Source organism: Pandoraea pnomenusa (assembly GCF_000767615.3).
Classification (GTDB): Bacteria; Pseudomonadota; Gammaproteobacteria; order Burkholderiales; family Burkholderiaceae; genus Pandoraea; species Pandoraea pnomenusa.
In genome coordinates this window covers 4,375,516-4,390,460 of sequence record NZ_CP009553.3, presented here as the reverse complement: position 1 = coordinate 4,390,460, position 14,945 = coordinate 4,375,516, and the positions used below count along the sequence as shown (strand labels likewise).

The 14,945-nt window shown below is 66.9% G+C and carries 10 protein-coding genes; 6 read left to right on the top strand and 4 right to left on the bottom strand.

Annotated elements, in window-relative coordinates:
* Positions 1 to 76: 76 nt before the first annotated feature.
* The 4 genes from LV28_RS43520 to LV28_RS43505 all read right to left on the bottom strand — a co-directional run bounded on the left by LV28_RS43520 (position 77) and on the right by LV28_RS43505 (position 6,541).
* Complete coding sequence (locus LV28_RS43520) at positions 77 to 1,726, bottom strand: gamma-glutamyltransferase family protein (RefSeq protein ID WP_038620056.1); 1,650 nt, start codon at positions 1,724 to 1,726, stop codon at positions 77 to 79.
* The gene (locus tag LV28_RS43515; protein WP_038620059.1) at positions 1,723 to 4,320 is read right to left on the bottom strand and encodes a branched-chain amino acid ABC transporter ATP-binding protein/permease; all 2,598 of its coding nucleotides are present in this window, start codon (positions 4,318 to 4,320) and stop codon (positions 1,723 to 1,725) included. Before LV28_RS43515 ends, LV28_RS43520 begins: the two co-directional genes overlap by 4 nt.
* Positions 4,317 to 5,195 (bottom strand): branched-chain amino acid ABC transporter permease, encoded by an 879-nt coding sequence (locus tag LV28_RS43510; protein WP_023873229.1) that lies wholly within the window; start codon positions 5,193 to 5,195, stop codon positions 4,317 to 4,319. The genes LV28_RS43515 and LV28_RS43510 overlap by 4 nt, the downstream gene beginning before the upstream one ends.
* A gap of 71 nt (positions 5,196 to 5,266) precedes the next feature.
* Entirely contained in the window at positions 5,267 to 6,541 is a 1,275-nt protein-coding gene (locus LV28_RS43505; protein WP_081326947.1) for an ABC transporter substrate-binding protein, read from the bottom strand.
* 292 nt (positions 6,542 to 6,833) lie between these two features.
* Between LV28_RS43505 and LV28_RS43500 the strand changes: the two genes are divergently transcribed.
* From LV28_RS43500 to LV28_RS43475, 6 genes are all read left to right on the top strand, one after another.
* Positions 6,834 to 7,823: a polysaccharide deacetylase family protein gene (locus LV28_RS43500; RefSeq protein ID WP_025249754.1), complete on the top strand. Its 990-nt coding sequence runs from the start codon at positions 6,834 to 6,836 to the stop codon at positions 7,821 to 7,823.
* Between the two features lie 115 nt (positions 7,824 to 7,938).
* Positions 7,939 to 8,766 (top strand): GntR family transcriptional regulator, encoded by an 828-nt coding sequence (locus tag LV28_RS43495; RefSeq protein WP_371328133.1) that lies wholly within the window; start codon positions 7,939 to 7,941, stop codon positions 8,764 to 8,766.
* 17 nt (positions 8,767 to 8,783) lie between these two features.
* Entirely contained in the window at positions 8,784 to 9,419 is a 636-nt protein-coding gene (locus LV28_RS43490; protein WP_038620066.1) for a flavin reductase family protein, read from the top strand.
* Positions 9,420 to 9,917: 498 nt separating this feature from the next.
* A complete protein-coding gene (locus LV28_RS43485; protein ID WP_081326946.1) occupies positions 9,918 to 12,083 on the top strand; it encodes a filamentous hemagglutinin N-terminal domain-containing protein in 2,166 nt (721 codons plus the stop codon).
* Positions 12,080 to 13,876, top strand: a complete 1,797-nt coding sequence (locus tag LV28_RS43480; RefSeq protein WP_038620069.1) for a ShlB/FhaC/HecB family hemolysin secretion/activation protein — start codon at positions 12,080 to 12,082, stop codon at positions 13,874 to 13,876. The genes LV28_RS43485 and LV28_RS43480 overlap by 4 nt, the downstream gene beginning before the upstream one ends.
* 67 nt (positions 13,877 to 13,943) lie before the next feature.
* Positions 13,944 to 14,867, top strand: a complete 924-nt coding sequence (locus LV28_RS43475; protein WP_052408652.1) for a peptidyl-prolyl cis-trans isomerase — start codon at positions 13,944 to 13,946, stop codon at positions 14,865 to 14,867.
* Positions 14,868 to 14,945: the final 78 nt, after the last annotated feature.

Sequence of the window (14,945 nt, the reverse complement as noted above, 5' to 3'; positions counted from 1 at the left end):
CCGGTAGGCGCGACGTCGACAGGGGCGTCGCCGCGCCACCGTTCGTCGAGTCCGCCGACTACGCCGACTACGCCGACTACGCCGCCATTGCCGCGCCGTCGCTGCGCGGGTCGTGCGCGCCGCTGGCTAGACCGTCGTCGGCGATGGCGATGACACCCGCCTGACCGGCCAGGGGGCTGTGCGGCGGCAGCGGCGCCACCGCATGACCTCGTTCGGCGAGCGACGCGAACACGGCTTCCCCGGCATCGCGCTCCAGCTTCAGATTGTCGCGACTGTCGGAGAATGTCCTCCCCAGCAGGAAGCGCGGATACGACAACGCCTCGTGCGGCGGCATGCCATAGTCAATCAGGCGCGTGAGCAGCGCGCTCAGCGTTTGCGGCTGTCCGTCCGCGCCCTGCGTGCCATACAGCAATCGCGCCCGCCCCGCCCGCAGGTACATGCCGGGATTGAGCGTGTGAAAGGGCCGCTTGCCGGGCACCAGCGCATTGGGATGCGCACTGCCCGCGGGCCGGAACGCCGCGCCTCGGTTGTGCCACAACACGCCGGTGTCGCCGGCCATCACGCCGCTGCCCCAGTCGAAGTAGATCGTTTGCAGCACGCTGATCGCCCGACCGGCCGCGTCCGTGGCAGCGAAGTACACCGTGTCGCCCTCCTGAAAGCGATGCGGCCAGTCGAGCGCCACCCGGTCGTCGATGCGAGACGCCGCTTCGCGCAGATACCGATCCGATAGCATCGTCGCCACCGGCACATCGACGAACGCCGGATCGGCGACGTAGCGATCGCGCGCGATGAACGCCTGTTTCACGGCCTCGATCAAGCGGTGGTAATACGTCGCGCTGCCGTGCGCGCAGTCCTTCAGCCCCAGGCGTGCCAGGATTCCCATGATCTGCAGCGTCGTCACGCCTTGCGTTGGCGGCGGCAACGTCGCCAGCACTCCGTCGCCGTATGGCAGCGTCAGCGCGGGAGTGAGATGCACGCGTGTGGCCGCGAGATCGTCGCGTGTGATCGGCGAGCCCGCCGCATGCAATCCATCGGCCAGACGCGTGGCCAGCTCACCCTCGTAGAACTCCCGGGGGCCGCCGTCTGCCAGCCGCCGCAGCGTCCACGCCAATGCCGGCTGCCGGAAACGTTCGCCAACCGCCGGTGCGCGGCCATCCGGCAGGAACTCGCGCGCGAAGCCCTGCCAGGTCGAAGCGTCGCGCATCTCCTCGGCGCGGTACGCGTACCAGAAATCCTGCGAGGCGCTGGTCGGGAAGCCGTCCTCGGCGGCGGCAATGGCCGGCGCCAGCAGCGATGCCCACGACAGGGTGCCGCCCCATTGTTCCCGACTGACGCGGTACGCCGCTTCCCATGCCGCGACCGTGGCCGCCGTCGTCAACGCCGAGCCGGGCCCGCGCGAGGGAATGGCCCCGCCGTCGCGCAGTGCCTGCGGCACGTGCCGCGCCGCCTGCCCGATGCCGGAGATGGCCAGCGGTGTGTCATCGCCGACGTCGCCGGGCTCGCCGCGGGCCAGGAGCCAGAAGCCGTCGCCGCCCAGCCCGGTGAAGTGCGGCATCGTCACGCACAGCATCGCTGCGATGGCGATGCCCGCTTCGATGGCATTGCCGCCTTGACGCAATACGTCGCGGCCGGCGGCGCTCGCCAGCGTGTGCGGGCTCGTGACAAGACCCGCGCGCCCGGTGGCGCAGGTGGGCGGAGCCGGGGGCACCGACTCGCGCGCCGTCATGCCGCGGCTCCCGCCTCGTGCGCACCGCCGAGGTAGGCCGCCGCGAGCCGAGCGTCGCCGGCGAGCTCGCTCGCCGGGCCGCTCACCGTCACCCGGCCTTCTTCGAGCACGTAGCCCCGGTCGGCGATCGACAGGGCCATCGCCGCCATCTGGTCGACGAGGAGCATCGACAACGATTCCCGGCGCAACGCGTCGAGCGACGCAAACAGATCCGCAATGATCTTGGGAGCCAGGCCAAGCGACGGCTCGTCGAGCAGCAGCACGCGCGGTGACGACATCAACGCCCGCGCAATCGCCAGCAGTTGCTGCTCGCCACCGGAGAGCAGCCCCGCGCGCTGATGCTGCCGCTCGCGCAGACGCGGGTACCGCGTGAGCATCTGCTCGATGCGAGCCTCGAGCGTGGCGCGCGGCAAACGTCCGCAAGCAAATGCGCCGAGACGCAGGTTGTCGAGTACTGACAGCTCCGGGAACACCTGACGCCCTTCGGGCACGAGCACCACGCCCAGCGCGGCGATCTTCGCGGCGTCCAGGCGCGACAGGTCGCGCCCGTTGAAGGTGACACCACCACTCACCGGACGATGCAACCCGGCAAGCGCGCGCATGAGGGTCGACTTGCCCGCGCCATTGGCCCCGAGCAGCGCAACGAGTTCGCCCTCGCGCACCTGTATCGAGACGTCGTGCAACACCGGCGCCGCGCCGTAGCCGGCCGTGAGCTTGCCGACGCCCAGCACCTCGGGGTTCGTGGACGCCACGCGCGCGACGGGCACGGCGGCGTCGGCCGAGACTGCGCCGAGATAGGCCTGACGCACGCGCTCGTCGTGGCGGATTGCCGCAGGCGTGCCCTGCGCGAGGAAACGGCCCGCATCGATCACGACAATGCCGTCCGACAGGCTCATCACCAGCGACATGTCGTGCTCCACCAGGCCCACGGCCACGCCGCTGTTCGCGATCTGGCGCAACAGCCTGCCCAGTTGTGCCTTGTCCTGCGTCGACAGGCCCGCCGCCGGTTCATCGAGCAGCAACACGCTGGGGCGGGTGGCGAGCGCTCGCGCAATTTCCACGAGACGACGGTCGACATGCGCGAGATCGGACGCCATCAGATCGACATCGCCCTGGTAGCCGCACGCGCGCAGCAATGCCAGCGCCTCGCCGCGTCGCACGCGGCTCTGCATGCGCGCCACGCCGAGCAGACCGCCGAGGCGTCCCGCACTCAGGGCGAGCGTCACGTTGTCGAGCACGCTCATGCCGCCGAACAACTGCGATGTCTGATACGTGCGTGCCACGCCGTTTCGCGCGCTGTCGCACGCGCCTGCGGCCGGAAGTGTCTGCGTACCGAGCGAGCGGGTACCCGCGAGCGGCCGGTAGAAGCCCGAGAGCATGTTGAGCACGGTCGACTTGCCCGCGCCGTTCGGGCCGATCAGGCTCGTGACCCGCGCCGCAGGAAGTTCGAAGGACAGGTCCGACACCGCCTTCACGCCGCCGAACGTCATCGTCAGCCCGTGCGCCGCGAGTCCCTTGCGCTGAGCCGGCGGCAGCGCCGGCAGTGTCAACGTCGACGCCGTACCGTCGCCGGTGTCCTTTGGCGAGGCGGGCCGTCGCGATTTCCACCATTGCCCCAACACGCCGATCACGCCGTTGGGCGCGCCCCACAACACCATCAGCAGCAAAACGCCGAAGCACAGCAGGCGCAGGTTCTCGAGACTGGCGAGAAATTCGGGCAACAGGCCGACGATCACCGCACCGACCAGCGGTCCGGCAATGGTGCCCGCGCCGCCGATCATCACCACGAGGACGAACAGGATCGATTGCAGGAAGGAGAACATGCCGGGGGTGACCATGCCCTGCAGCGGTGCGAACAGGCCACCCGCCAACCCCGCGAGCGCGGCTGAGAACGCGAACGCCACGGTCTTGACCACAAGCGGGTTGACGCCGATCGATGCCGCGGCCGTTTCGCTGTCGCGCACGGCCCGCATCGCCGCGCCCCAGGTGCCGCGAGAGATGCGTGCGTAGACGATCAACGCGACGGCGAGCACGGCCAGCGAGGCGACGGCCACCACACGTTCGCTGCCCGCGAAGCCGAACACACCCGGCGGCGTCACGCCCATCAGTCCGTTCTGCCCGCCGGTCAGTCCGCGCCATTCGACGGCGCCGTGCTCGACGATGAACCCGAACGCGATCGTCACCATGGCGAGTCCCGGCCCGCGCACGCGCAGCGCCGGCAGCGCCAGCACCGCGCCGGTGACGGCGGCCACGGCCCCGCCGGCGAGCCAGGCGAACCAGAACGGCCAGCCCGCCTGCGTGGTCAGAATGGCTACGGCATACGCGCCGATCGCGTAGAAGCCCACATGGCCGAACGACATCTGCCCGGTGAGCCCGAGCAGAAGATTCAGTCCCACGCCGCAAATCGCGAGCAGGGCGACACCGGCGATCACCACCACGAAATAGCCGTTCACGACACACGCCGCACCGGCCATGGCCAACAGGGCAATGGCGAGGGCGCCGGAAAGCGCAAGGCCGTCGCGCGTGGGCCCATCGCCGGAATGCGCCGGCGATTGCGCGTGACGGCGCGCCAGCGGCAAAGAAGAATTGCTCATACCTTGCGCACCTCCGCGCGGCCGAACATGCCGTCCGGTCGCATCGCCAGCAACACGATGACCAGGCCGAACGTGATGATTTGTGTGTAGCTCGAACCCAGCGTCGCCGTGATCATCGACTCGGTCACACCGAACAGCAGACCGGCGATCATCACGCCCCACGCACTGGACAACCCGCCGAGAATCGCCACGGCGAAAGCCTTGAGACCAAAGACCGTTCCCATGTCCGCCTGCACATTGAACAACGGCGCGATCAGCACGCCGGCGATACCGGCGAGCAGCGTCGAGATGGCGAATGCGCCGGCAATGGTGCGCTGGATGGGAATGCCCATGAGTCGCGCGGCATCACGGTTCTGTACCACCGCCAACATCGCGATGCCCCAGCGTGAGCGGCGCAACACGTAATGCAGCAGCGCGGCAAGCGCGAGTCCGACGACGGGGATCAGCAACTGTAGCGGGTAGACGCCGAGGCCCGCGTCGCCGATCCGAAGCGAGCTTTGGGCGAGCGGCGAGGGCAGGCTGCGCGGCTCCGTGCCGAACGTGAGCATCACGAGGTTGTCGAGCACGATACCCAGCGCCACCGTCGCCATGAGCCATGCGCTCGAACCGCGTCGCACGAACGGCTGCACGGCGAGGCGCTCGACCGCCAGTCCGTAGACGGCGCAAAGCGCCAGCGCCGCGACGATCGCCAGCGGCATGGGCCAGCCGAGCGTCTGCGAGAAGGTGTAGGCGAGCACGGCGCCGAGCATCATCGAGCTGCCTTGCGCGAAATTGACCGTCGCGCTCACGGCGAATGTCAGATGAAAGCCGAGCGCCATGAGCCCGTACATGCTGCCGAGCCCGAGGCCGGCGACGAGCGCCGAGATCCATTGCATGAGATGTCCTCCGCGACGCCGCTTCGCGGCGTCGCTTCATTGCAGGTGTCGAACGACCTGCGTTGAACGACTTACTTCGCGGCCACCTTCGCGGCCACTTTCGCACCGGTCGGCGATACCGGCACGATGCGGTTGTCGATGAACTGCGCCCACACATAGTCGTGCGCGGAAAGGGCGTCGTGCTGTTGTTCGCTGAACGGCTTCACGTACGTCTTGATCAGTCCTTCGTAGCGGTCGATCTTGTGGAAGCCGGTGCGGATCGCGTCGCCGTTGGTCGAACCCGCGCGATCGATGGCGAGCGCGGTCAGGCGCATGGCGTCGTACGCGTTGGCCACGCCCACCGCCGGGGTGATGTCATCCGGTCCCTTGATGTCCGGGTACTTCGCCTTGAGGGCCGCCACAACGCGTTGGCTGACCGGTGTGGTCGCGCCGAAGAAGCTGTACGTCTGCACGAAGTGCACGGTCTTCGCGTTCGGTCCGGCCAGTTCGGTGAAGCGCCCGCCCGCCGGGCCCCAGTGCGAAACGATGGGCACCTTCCAGCCCATGCGATCGAGTGACTTCACAACCTGCGCGGACGGACCGACGTTGCCGACCATCAGCAGCGTGTCCGCGCCCGCGGCTTTCAGACGCCCAAGCTGCGGCGTGACGTCCACGTCGGTTGCCTCGAATTTCTCGATCGCGGCCGGCTTCATGCCCTTGGCCGCGAGCGAGGCGACGATGCCTTTCTCGTTCGACTCGCCCCATGGGTTGTTCACGAGAATCAGGCCCAGCTTCTTCGCACCGAAGGTCTGCTGTGCGTAGTTCACCATCGCACCGTCGACGATCTCATCGACCGCCGACACGCGAAACACGTAGTTCGGATTGGCGCCGTTATGGGTAATCGGCGTGCCTGCGGCCCACGGCCCCATGAACGGCACCTTCTCCTGATTCGCAATGGGCACGATGGCCATCGACACCGGCGTGTCCAGACCGCCGAAGAGCACCGCCACCTTGTCCTTGTAGATCAGCTCGCGAGCGGCGAGCACGCCCTTGGCCGGGTTGCCTTCATCGTCGCGGCGCACCAGTTCGAGCTTGCGGCCGCCGAGCACGCCACCGCTCGCGTTGATCTCGTCGATGGCGATGGTCATGCCGCGCGTGAGCGCTTCGCCCGCGCGGGCCGACTGGCCCGAAAGCGCCGTGACGAGGCCGATCTTGACGGTGTCGGCAGCGTAACTCGACAGACTCACGAACCCACAGGCGGCCGCCAGGGCCACGGTGCCGTTGCGAAGCCAGCGACGGCGGGAAGGGACGGATACCGGGGTCGCGGCGCTGGCGCCGACGGCGTGGTGACTTGCAGAGGCAGACATGGGCAATCTCCGTGGGGACACATCGAAGCGATGCATCGGAAGCGAATCGAAAGGGACGCAACGGCGTCCCGGCAACGGGCGTGGCCCGCCATGTCCCCGCCATACGCAAGAGGCATGCCACCTCGTCGACATTTCGAACGAATGACGTTGCGCGATATGAATGCCAAGGTGTTGACGATCTGGCACTGAAATTGCGAACGATTGCGTATGACGTTCGTTGACGATGCGCTTTGCGCCAACTCGGAACGCGCCCGCACTGCGGCGGTGCGCGAATGTTTCAAGACGACACACGATGACCCTTACGCTTCCTCTTACGCTTCCCGTCTCGCAACCTGACGATGCCGAGACCGGCGACGTGCGCTTCGGTGCACTTCGCACGCATGATCGCTTCGACTATCTGCCGATCACGGCGCGCGACACTTACCGCTGGCCCAATGGCGCGCGCCTGGCCGTCTATCTGGGCTTCAATCTCGAGCATTTCGCCTTCGGGGAGGGACTTGGGGCGAATCTGGGACCCGTCTCGCCACAGCCGGATGTGCTCAACTACAGCTGGCGCGAGTATGGCAACCGGGTTGGCGCGTGGCGATGCCTCGATCTGTTCGACGATCTCGCGATGCGCGCCGGCGTGGTGCTCAACACGGCGCTGCTCGATCACTGTCCCGACCTTGTGCATGCGTGCGTGGCGCGTGGCGACGAGTTGATCGGGCACGGGCATACCAATGCCCATCGCCAAAGCGATTTCGAATATGCGCACGAGCTCGATCTGCTGGCGCATTGCCGCTCGCGCCTGGCGCGGGCAACCGGCCACACGCCGTCGGGATGGCTCTCGCCATGGATTTCAGAGACGCATCACACGCCCGACCTGCTCGTTCGCAACGGCTACCGCTATACCTTGAACTGGTGTCACGACGACCGCCCGGTGCGCATGCGCACTGCCCACGGCACGCTTTGGTCGGTGCCCTACCCGCAGGAAGTCAACGATATTCCGATGATCGTCGGGCGTCAGATGGACGGCGCCGCATTTGCCGACATGATTGCCGACAACTTTGACGAGATGTACGCTCAGGCAGAGCATCCGACGCGGGGACAACCGCTGGTCATGGGCATCGCGCTGCACCCGTACCTGGTGGGCCAGCCCTATCGCCTGCGGCATCTGCGACGTGTGCTCACGCCCATCGCTCAGGCGGCCGGACGTGGCGAAATCTGGCTGGCCACGCCGGGTGACATCGCCGCGCACGTGGACTCAGTGAGTGTGGCCGAGCCCGGTGCCATCATGGGATGAACCCGGCATGACGCTCAAACGCCATTGCCCCGACTGCGCGACTTCGACCTTACTGCCCTTGTCATCCATGCCTGCTGCCAAACCCCCCCTGACGCCACGTCGCCGCGCCGCCGACGTGGCTGCGTCCGCCGCTGACGACCGGGACACCGAATCCCGTCTGCGCTCGCTGCACTCGCCCGTGGCGAGCGATGACGAGCAGAGCGCCGAGACGCGCATCGAGACGCACATCTATCGCACGATCGTCGACGGCGTGCTAGCACATCGCCTGACGCCCGGCACGAAGCTGCCCGAGCCGGAGCTTTGCCAGTTGTTCGACGTGGGACGGGCGGTCGTGCGGCGCGTGCTGGAGCGTCTTGCGCATGACGGCATCGTCACGCTCCGACCGAACAAAGGCGCCGTGATTGCGGAGCCGACGCCCGAGGAAACGCGCGAGATCTTCGAGGCGCGTCGCGCGCTCGAACGTTCACTGGTCGAGCTCGCCGTGTCGCGCGTGACCGACGACGACCTCGCCATGCTGCGCCGCCAGCTCGATGCCGAGCACGACGCCATGCATCGTTTCGATCAGCCGTCGTGGGCGCGTCTGGCGAGTGATTTCCACCTGCGTGTGGCCGCGCTCGCCGGTAACGCCGTGCTGCTGCGCTACCTCACCGAGCTGATCTCGCGGTGTTCGCTCATCGTGGGGTTGTACGAGCCGCCAGGATACGCGCCGTGCGAGCACGATGAACACGCGGCCATCGTGGCATGCATCGAAGCGCGCGACGCCGCGGGCGCCATTGCCCGGATGCAGGCGCATCTCGAGGAGCTGGAGCGTCGCATCGAGACGACTCGGATGCGAGGACAGAAGAGTCTGGCATCGCTGCTGGGTCTGCCGGAGATGGTTGAGCCCGGGCACGATGCGCCACCGCTTGCGCCCGTCAGGCGCACCGCTCGCAAACGCGCTTGAGGCACAAGGGATATCGCATGGAAATCGACTTTCGGGAAATCACCGCTTACCAGCGCTACAAATTGATGGCCAGCCTGATCGTGCCGCGTCCGATCGCGCTCGTCACGACGATCAACGAAGGCGGCGCCATCAACGCCGCACCGTTCTCGATGTTCAACATGCTTGGCGAGGAACCGCCGATCGTGATGCTGTCGATCAACCGGCTCGACGACGATTCCCTCAAGGACACCGCCACCAACATTCTCCGGGATCGGGAGTTTGTCGTGCATCTCACCGATGAGGCGATGACTGCCCGCATGCACGCGTGTGGCGAGCGCTTGCCGCCGACCGAGAGCGAGCTGACGCATGCGGGATTCACGCCGGTGGCGAGCCGTCTCGTCGCGCCACCGCGCATCGCGCAGGCGCCGGTGGCGTTCGAGTGCAAGCTGTGGGAGACGCTGGAGACGCCGAGCCGCCACATCTTCATCGGGCGCGTCGAGCGCATGCACGCGCGCGACGAGCTGATCGACACCGAAACCTGGCGGGTCCGGTTGCAGAACTACTTCCCCGTAGGGCGTTTCGGCGCGAGCTTCTATGTGGACACACGCAATCGCTTCTCCCTGGAACAGCAGGACGGTCAACCTACCGCCGCGACAGCCGTCGACGAGATGTGAAGTGATTGGCGGGGCCGCATGACGAGGATTCGGTCCGTCGGTACTGGGGGCGAGTAGGATCGGGAGCCGGTTTTCGTCATGCAGGCACGTGTTGGACGACAGGGATTGATGTGGTTTCCTGATAGTTCGGATGCCGATTTTAAATAATGAAAATATATCAACGGCACGTTTAGCATTTCTTTTGTATTGCGCACGGGCCTTCACTGGCAAGGCTCCAGAAGGGAATTCCCTTGCGTTTGCGCCGCGGTGAGATCCGGGATCGAAAAACTTCAATCGGTTACTTAAAGATATTTCAGAACCCTTCCGTAATGCTCTGTCTGGACCGGTTCTCGCCGGCCGGGAATTCGAAGGGCGCGGCACTTTGCGCAAAATCGGCACGGCACGATAGCCGGCGCGCGGGGCGTCGTCCGGGGAACGCATGGGGCAGGGCGATGGCCATGTCCGCTGCGGCCTTTGGATGTTGCGAGCGTTACGACAATCAGGAAAACGAAATATCAGATGCCTTGGAAATCAACGCGCGAAGTCTCGCCGTTGGCTGGCGGGATTGACGGGCACACTTCACAGGGCTTGGGGATTCGGCGGTTTCGGGCGTCTCAGACGCGTCAAACGGTAAGACGGGTATTCGGCTTCGGCCTGGCGACGGTACTCGCCACGGCCGCGCATTGCCGTGCCGCGGGCATTGTTCCCGACGGCGGCACGGCGACGTCCGTCACCATTGGCGCCGATGGACGCCAGAACGTCGCGATCGCCCCGCCGGTGCGCGGGGTGTCCCATAACACCTACGCCAGCTTCAGCGTCGATCGCGCCGGTGCGACCCTCAACAACAGCGGGGTCAACGCGCGCACCATCGTCAACGAAGTGACGGGTACCGCCCCCAGCCTGATTCAGGGCCAGATCGCCGTGACAGGACCGCGAGCGAACGTCGTGCTCGCGAATCCCAACGGCATCACGGTCAATGGCGGTACCTTCGTCAACACCGGCCACGTCGCGTTGAGCACCGGACAAGTGTCGTTCAGCGACGTCCTCGTCGCGCCCGGCGTGTATCAGCGCAACGTTGTGCTCGACACCGGACGCGGCACGATCGAAGTCGCGGGCGGCGGGCTCGCGGGAACGCTCATCGGCCTGGAGCTCATCGCTAAGACGGTCAGGGTGAGCGCGCCGATCACCAACGACTTCTCGTCGCCTACCGCTTACGTGCGCGTGATTGCGGGCAGCAGCCGGGTGTCGCTCAACACCGGCTTCTCGCCCGACGACAACAACAACGACTGGGTCACGCTCGCGAGCCGGCAGCAGGCGAACCCCGATGCCATCGCGCTCGACGTCGAGCCGTCCGGCAGCATCACGTCCGGGCGCATCCAGCTGTTGACGACGGATCTCGGCGCCGGCGTGCGCCACGCCGGATCGATGATGGCCAACGCCGGGGATTTCTCGCTCACCGCCGCCGGCGATGTGCTGCTGGCGCCGTGGAGCCGGATCGATGTCGCGAACAACCTCTCCTGGCAGTCGGCGGGACAGACCACCCTGCAGGGCGCGGCGGTGCTGACCGGCGGGTCGATTCGGCTTTCGAGCCACGGCGTGCGCATCGCCAACGCCGGCGCCACGCAATCGACGCTGGTGTCCCAGCGCAGCGGCGTCGTGATCACCAGCCAGGGTGACATCACCAATGTCAGCAGCCTGATCCAGGGCGTGACGCGCGATACGGCGATGACGACGTCGGCGGGCGCGGTCACCCTCGACGCCACCGGTACCATCACCAACACCTCCGACGTGTCCCGCCCGGGCGGTGCGTTCGGTGTGGTGTTCGGTGTGAACGACGACGTCGTGATGCGCGCTGCCGGCGATATCGTCAATCTGAACGCCCGCGTCGAATCCAATCAGTCGGTGTCGATGCAGGCGCAGGGCGACCTGAGCAATGCCATTTCGCATCTCGATGGTGCGAACGGCGGTGTCGCGACGGCCTATGCGAACAGCGGCCGGCGCTGGCTGCTCTTCTCCACGCGCGACGAAGGCTTCTCCGTCGACTACGGCGCGATCCCGGCACCGGGGCAACTGTCCTACATCATTGCCGACGCCGGCAACGTCACCCTCTCCGGCCGGAATGTGTTCAACACCGGCGGCACGGTGCTGACCAATGGCGGGAACATTCAGGTGACGGCGACCGATCAGTTCGTCAATCAGGCGGTCATGGCGGGACAGGCGTCGTATCGGCGTTCGTGCTTCATTGTCTGCAAGGCGGAGGCGTCCAGCACGACGACCTCATACGGTGGGCAGATGCAGGCGGCCGGAAGCATTGCACTGCGTGCCGGACAAAGCGCCAGCAACGTTGGCGGCAACGTGATCGCGTGGTCCGGCAATCTGACGGTCGATGCCCCGTTCGTCACCGCGCAGGGCCTGCTCGGGTATACGGCCTACAACGGCACGCGTGGCCTGAAGGCCTGGTTCGGCAATCACTGGGCCGCCATCTATGCCCAAAACGACGGCGGTCTGTTCTCCGCCGCCTCGGGCGAAGTCGTGCTGACGGGGCGCGGCTTGATCAAGGGCGGCGTGATCACCGGGGCCAGGGGGGTGAAGGCGGCGCAGGGCATCGAGACGGCCTACGTGCCGTACCGTGAACCGGCACGCATCGGCACGCACCTTGGCCTGACGACGTGGTTCGGGCTATGACGATACGCTCAACGATCGCCGCACGTGTCTGGGCCGCGGCGCTGGTGTTCACGGGGACCGTGAGCGTCGCGTTCGCGCAAACGCCACCGGTACCGGCGTTGCCGCCGGGCATGGTCCCGCAGCAGGATCCCGGACAACGACTGCTGGAAGAGCAACGCAACAACGCGCTGCAACGCGAGCTCGATCGTGGGCCTGCACAGATCGAGACGTCGCCCTCGGCCGCGCCCGGGGTTCCCGATCTGCCCGCGAACGCCGACGTCGATACCCTGCCCGACCCGGAGCCGACCTTTCGCATCGATCGGATCGTGTTCCGGGGCGACGCGGTGCTCGCGCCGTCGCGCCTCGACGAGATCTGCGCGCCATTCCTGCACAAGGCCCTTGGCCGGCGCCGCATCGATCTGCTGCTGCGTCGCCTGACGGAGGCATTCGTGGCGGACGGGCTCATCACCACGCGTGCCTATCTCGCCACGCCGCAGAATCTGTCCTCCGGGACGCTGGCCATTACGCTCGTCGCGGGGCGAATCAGCGGCTTCACGTTGAACGGCGGTGCGTTGCGTCCGGCGGGACAGGGCAAGCCGGGCGATGGGGGAGGGCTGCTCACGGACGCGGGCACCGCGTGGGCCTTCCCCGCATCGGTCGGCGATGTGCTTACGCTGCCCGCGCTCGAACAGGGTGTCGACCAGATCAACCGGCTGCGCCGCAATCAGGCGCAGATCCAGATATTGCCGGGGCAAGCGCCTGGCGAGTCCATCGTCGCGATTCAGAACCCCTTCGGCAGCCGCCTGAACTACAGCGTTGGCCTGGACAACTACGGCAGCACGGCAACGGGACGGTGGCGCACGCGGGCATCCGTGGACGCCGGCAACGTCATCGGCTTGCAGGAGTCATTGAGCCTGGCCTACACCGGCACGCGCGACAGCAACGCGCTCGTCGTCTCGGCTGCCGTTCCCTACGGCTATCAAACGTTCAGCTACACGGCGGCGCTCTCCGAATACCAGCAGATCATCGGGGGCACCGCGCTGCTCTACGGCCGCACCCTCAGTCAGATTTTCGGCTGGAACACCGTGCTCAGGCGATCGGCGTCGCAACGCGTGAGTCTGGACGCCACGCTCACCAAGCTGTCCACCGAGCGCGATGTCAACGACATTCCGCTGTCCCCCCAGGCGCTCACGATCCTGCGTGTCGGTATCTCAGGACTCTGGCGCTTCACCCGGAACGGGCTGCCGGGCGCGTTGACCGCGTCGCTGGGCGTCTCGCAAGGCCTGCCGTGGTTCGATGCCACGCGCGACTTCGACGGTATCCAGAAGCAGGACGCGCACGCGCAGTTCACCAAGGTGGACGCCGGCACGACGGTGCAATTGCCGCTCGCGCGAATCGGCCCGACGCAATGGACATGGCGTACCACGTTCACCGGCCAATACAGCGCCGTAGCGCTCTTCGGCAACGCGCAGATTTTCCTCGGCGGCACGGACTCGGTGCGCGGCTTCATGCAGGGAGGCATTGCCGGCGACAGCGGCTTCTATCTCCGGAACGAGGCCGTCTGGGCCAATGCCCCGGTATGGCAGGGACTGCGCTGGGAGCCTTACGCGTTCCTCGACGGCGGCAAGGCTCACCTGGTGGCCGAGCCCGGCTGGCCGACGCTGATCGGCGCGGGAGTCGGCGTGCGTGCGCAATGGCAGTTCCGGGGGCAGACGTTCTCGGGCGAGCTGATGGCCGGGCGCGCACTGGTGCAGCCCGCGTCGCTCGGCCCGAAGGGCAGTGTCGTGCTCATCACGCTCAACTGGGCGGGATGAATTGTGAAAACGCAGGCGTAAGGGCCATTCGCTCGCGGCGCCTGCCAACGTTGTGGGAGAGATGTCGATGAAAGCGAAGTTCATCCGGGGGTGGGGTGTGGCGGGTGCCGCGGGCGTATGGGTGGCGCTGAGCGTTGCGATGGCGCCGGCGATGGCAGCCAGGGCGGCCAAGACCGACAGTCAGTCCGAGAAGAAAGCCGGGGAGAAGGTCGACAGCAGGACTGCCGCGCCGAAGCCGCTGGGCGCCGACGTCGTCGCCAGCGTCAACGATGTCGGGATTCCGAAAGCGTCGGTGGACGCGATGGTCAAGGCGAGCGGCCAGCCGGACAGCGCGCAATTGCGCGAGCTGTTCAAGGGGCAACTGATCGCGAACGAATTGCTCAGGCAGGCGGCGCTCCGGCAGCACTACGAGACGCGCCCGGAAGTGCAGGCTGCGCTGGAAGCCGCAAAGACGATGATCGTCACGCGCGCCTACATGACCGAGCATGCGAAGGCCGCCCCGGTGAGCGATGCCGACGTCAAGGCCAAGTACGACGCCGTGGTCGCCTCGCTGGGCGAGAACGAATATCACGCCAGTGCGATCGCTGTGCGCGATGCCGCCACGGCACAGACCGTGCTCGACGAGATCCGGAAGGGGGGCGATTTCGCGGCGTTGGCGCGTCAGTACAGCCAGGGGCCGAACGCTGCGCAGGGCGGCCAGTTGAACTGGGTGTCGTTCAAGACGCCGATCACGGCAGGCAATACGCAGAACTGGCCGCAGCCGATTGCCGAAGCGCTGGTGAACCTGCCCAAGGGCGGCGTGTCCGCCGAGCCCCTGAAGGTCGGCGAGCAGTTCTGGATCCTGCGCGTCGACGACAGGCGCGCCACGCAGATCCCGAAGTTCGAAGAGAGCGCCCCGCTGCTGCGCAAGCAACTCGAGCAGGTGGCGATGGAAAAGGCCACGGCGCAAATGATTGGCGATCTCGTGAAGAGCGCACGCATCCAGCAGTAATCCGGGAGTCACCGATCGACGCCGGGCGCGGTCGAGCCGCCCCGCCGGGCGTCGTTCGACCTTGTCGCGTTTCGCCGA

Excerpts from the sequence above, each read along its gene's own strand:
- LV28_RS43520 (WP_038620056.1), bottom strand. The coding sequence starts at position 1,726 with ATGACGGCGCGCGAGTCGGTGCCCCCGGCTCCGCCCACCTGCGCCACC.
- LV28_RS43515 (WP_038620059.1), bottom strand. The coding sequence starts at position 4,320 with ATGAGCAATTCTTCTTTGCCGCTGGCGCGCCGTCACGCGCAATCGCCG.
- LV28_RS43510 (WP_023873229.1), bottom strand. The coding sequence starts at position 5,195 with ATGCAATGGATCTCGGCGCTCGTCGCCGGCCTCGGGCTCGGCAGCATG.
- LV28_RS43505 (WP_081326947.1), bottom strand. The coding sequence starts at position 6,541 with ATGTCTGCCTCTGCAAGTCACCACGCCGTCGGCGCCAGCGCCGCGACC.
- LV28_RS43500 (WP_025249754.1), top strand. The coding sequence starts at position 6,834 with ATGACCCTTACGCTTCCTCTTACGCTTCCCGTCTCGCAACCTGACGAT.
- LV28_RS43490 (WP_038620066.1), top strand. The coding sequence starts at position 8,784 with ATGGAAATCGACTTTCGGGAAATCACCGCTTACCAGCGCTACAAATTG.
- LV28_RS43485 (WP_081326946.1), top strand. The coding sequence starts at position 9,918 with ATGCCTTGGAAATCAACGCGCGAAGTCTCGCCGTTGGCTGGCGGGATT.
- LV28_RS43480 (WP_038620069.1), top strand. The coding sequence starts at position 12,080 with ATGACGATACGCTCAACGATCGCCGCACGTGTCTGGGCCGCGGCGCTG.
- LV28_RS43475 (WP_052408652.1), top strand. The coding sequence starts at position 13,944 with ATGAAAGCGAAGTTCATCCGGGGGTGGGGTGTGGCGGGTGCCGCGGGC.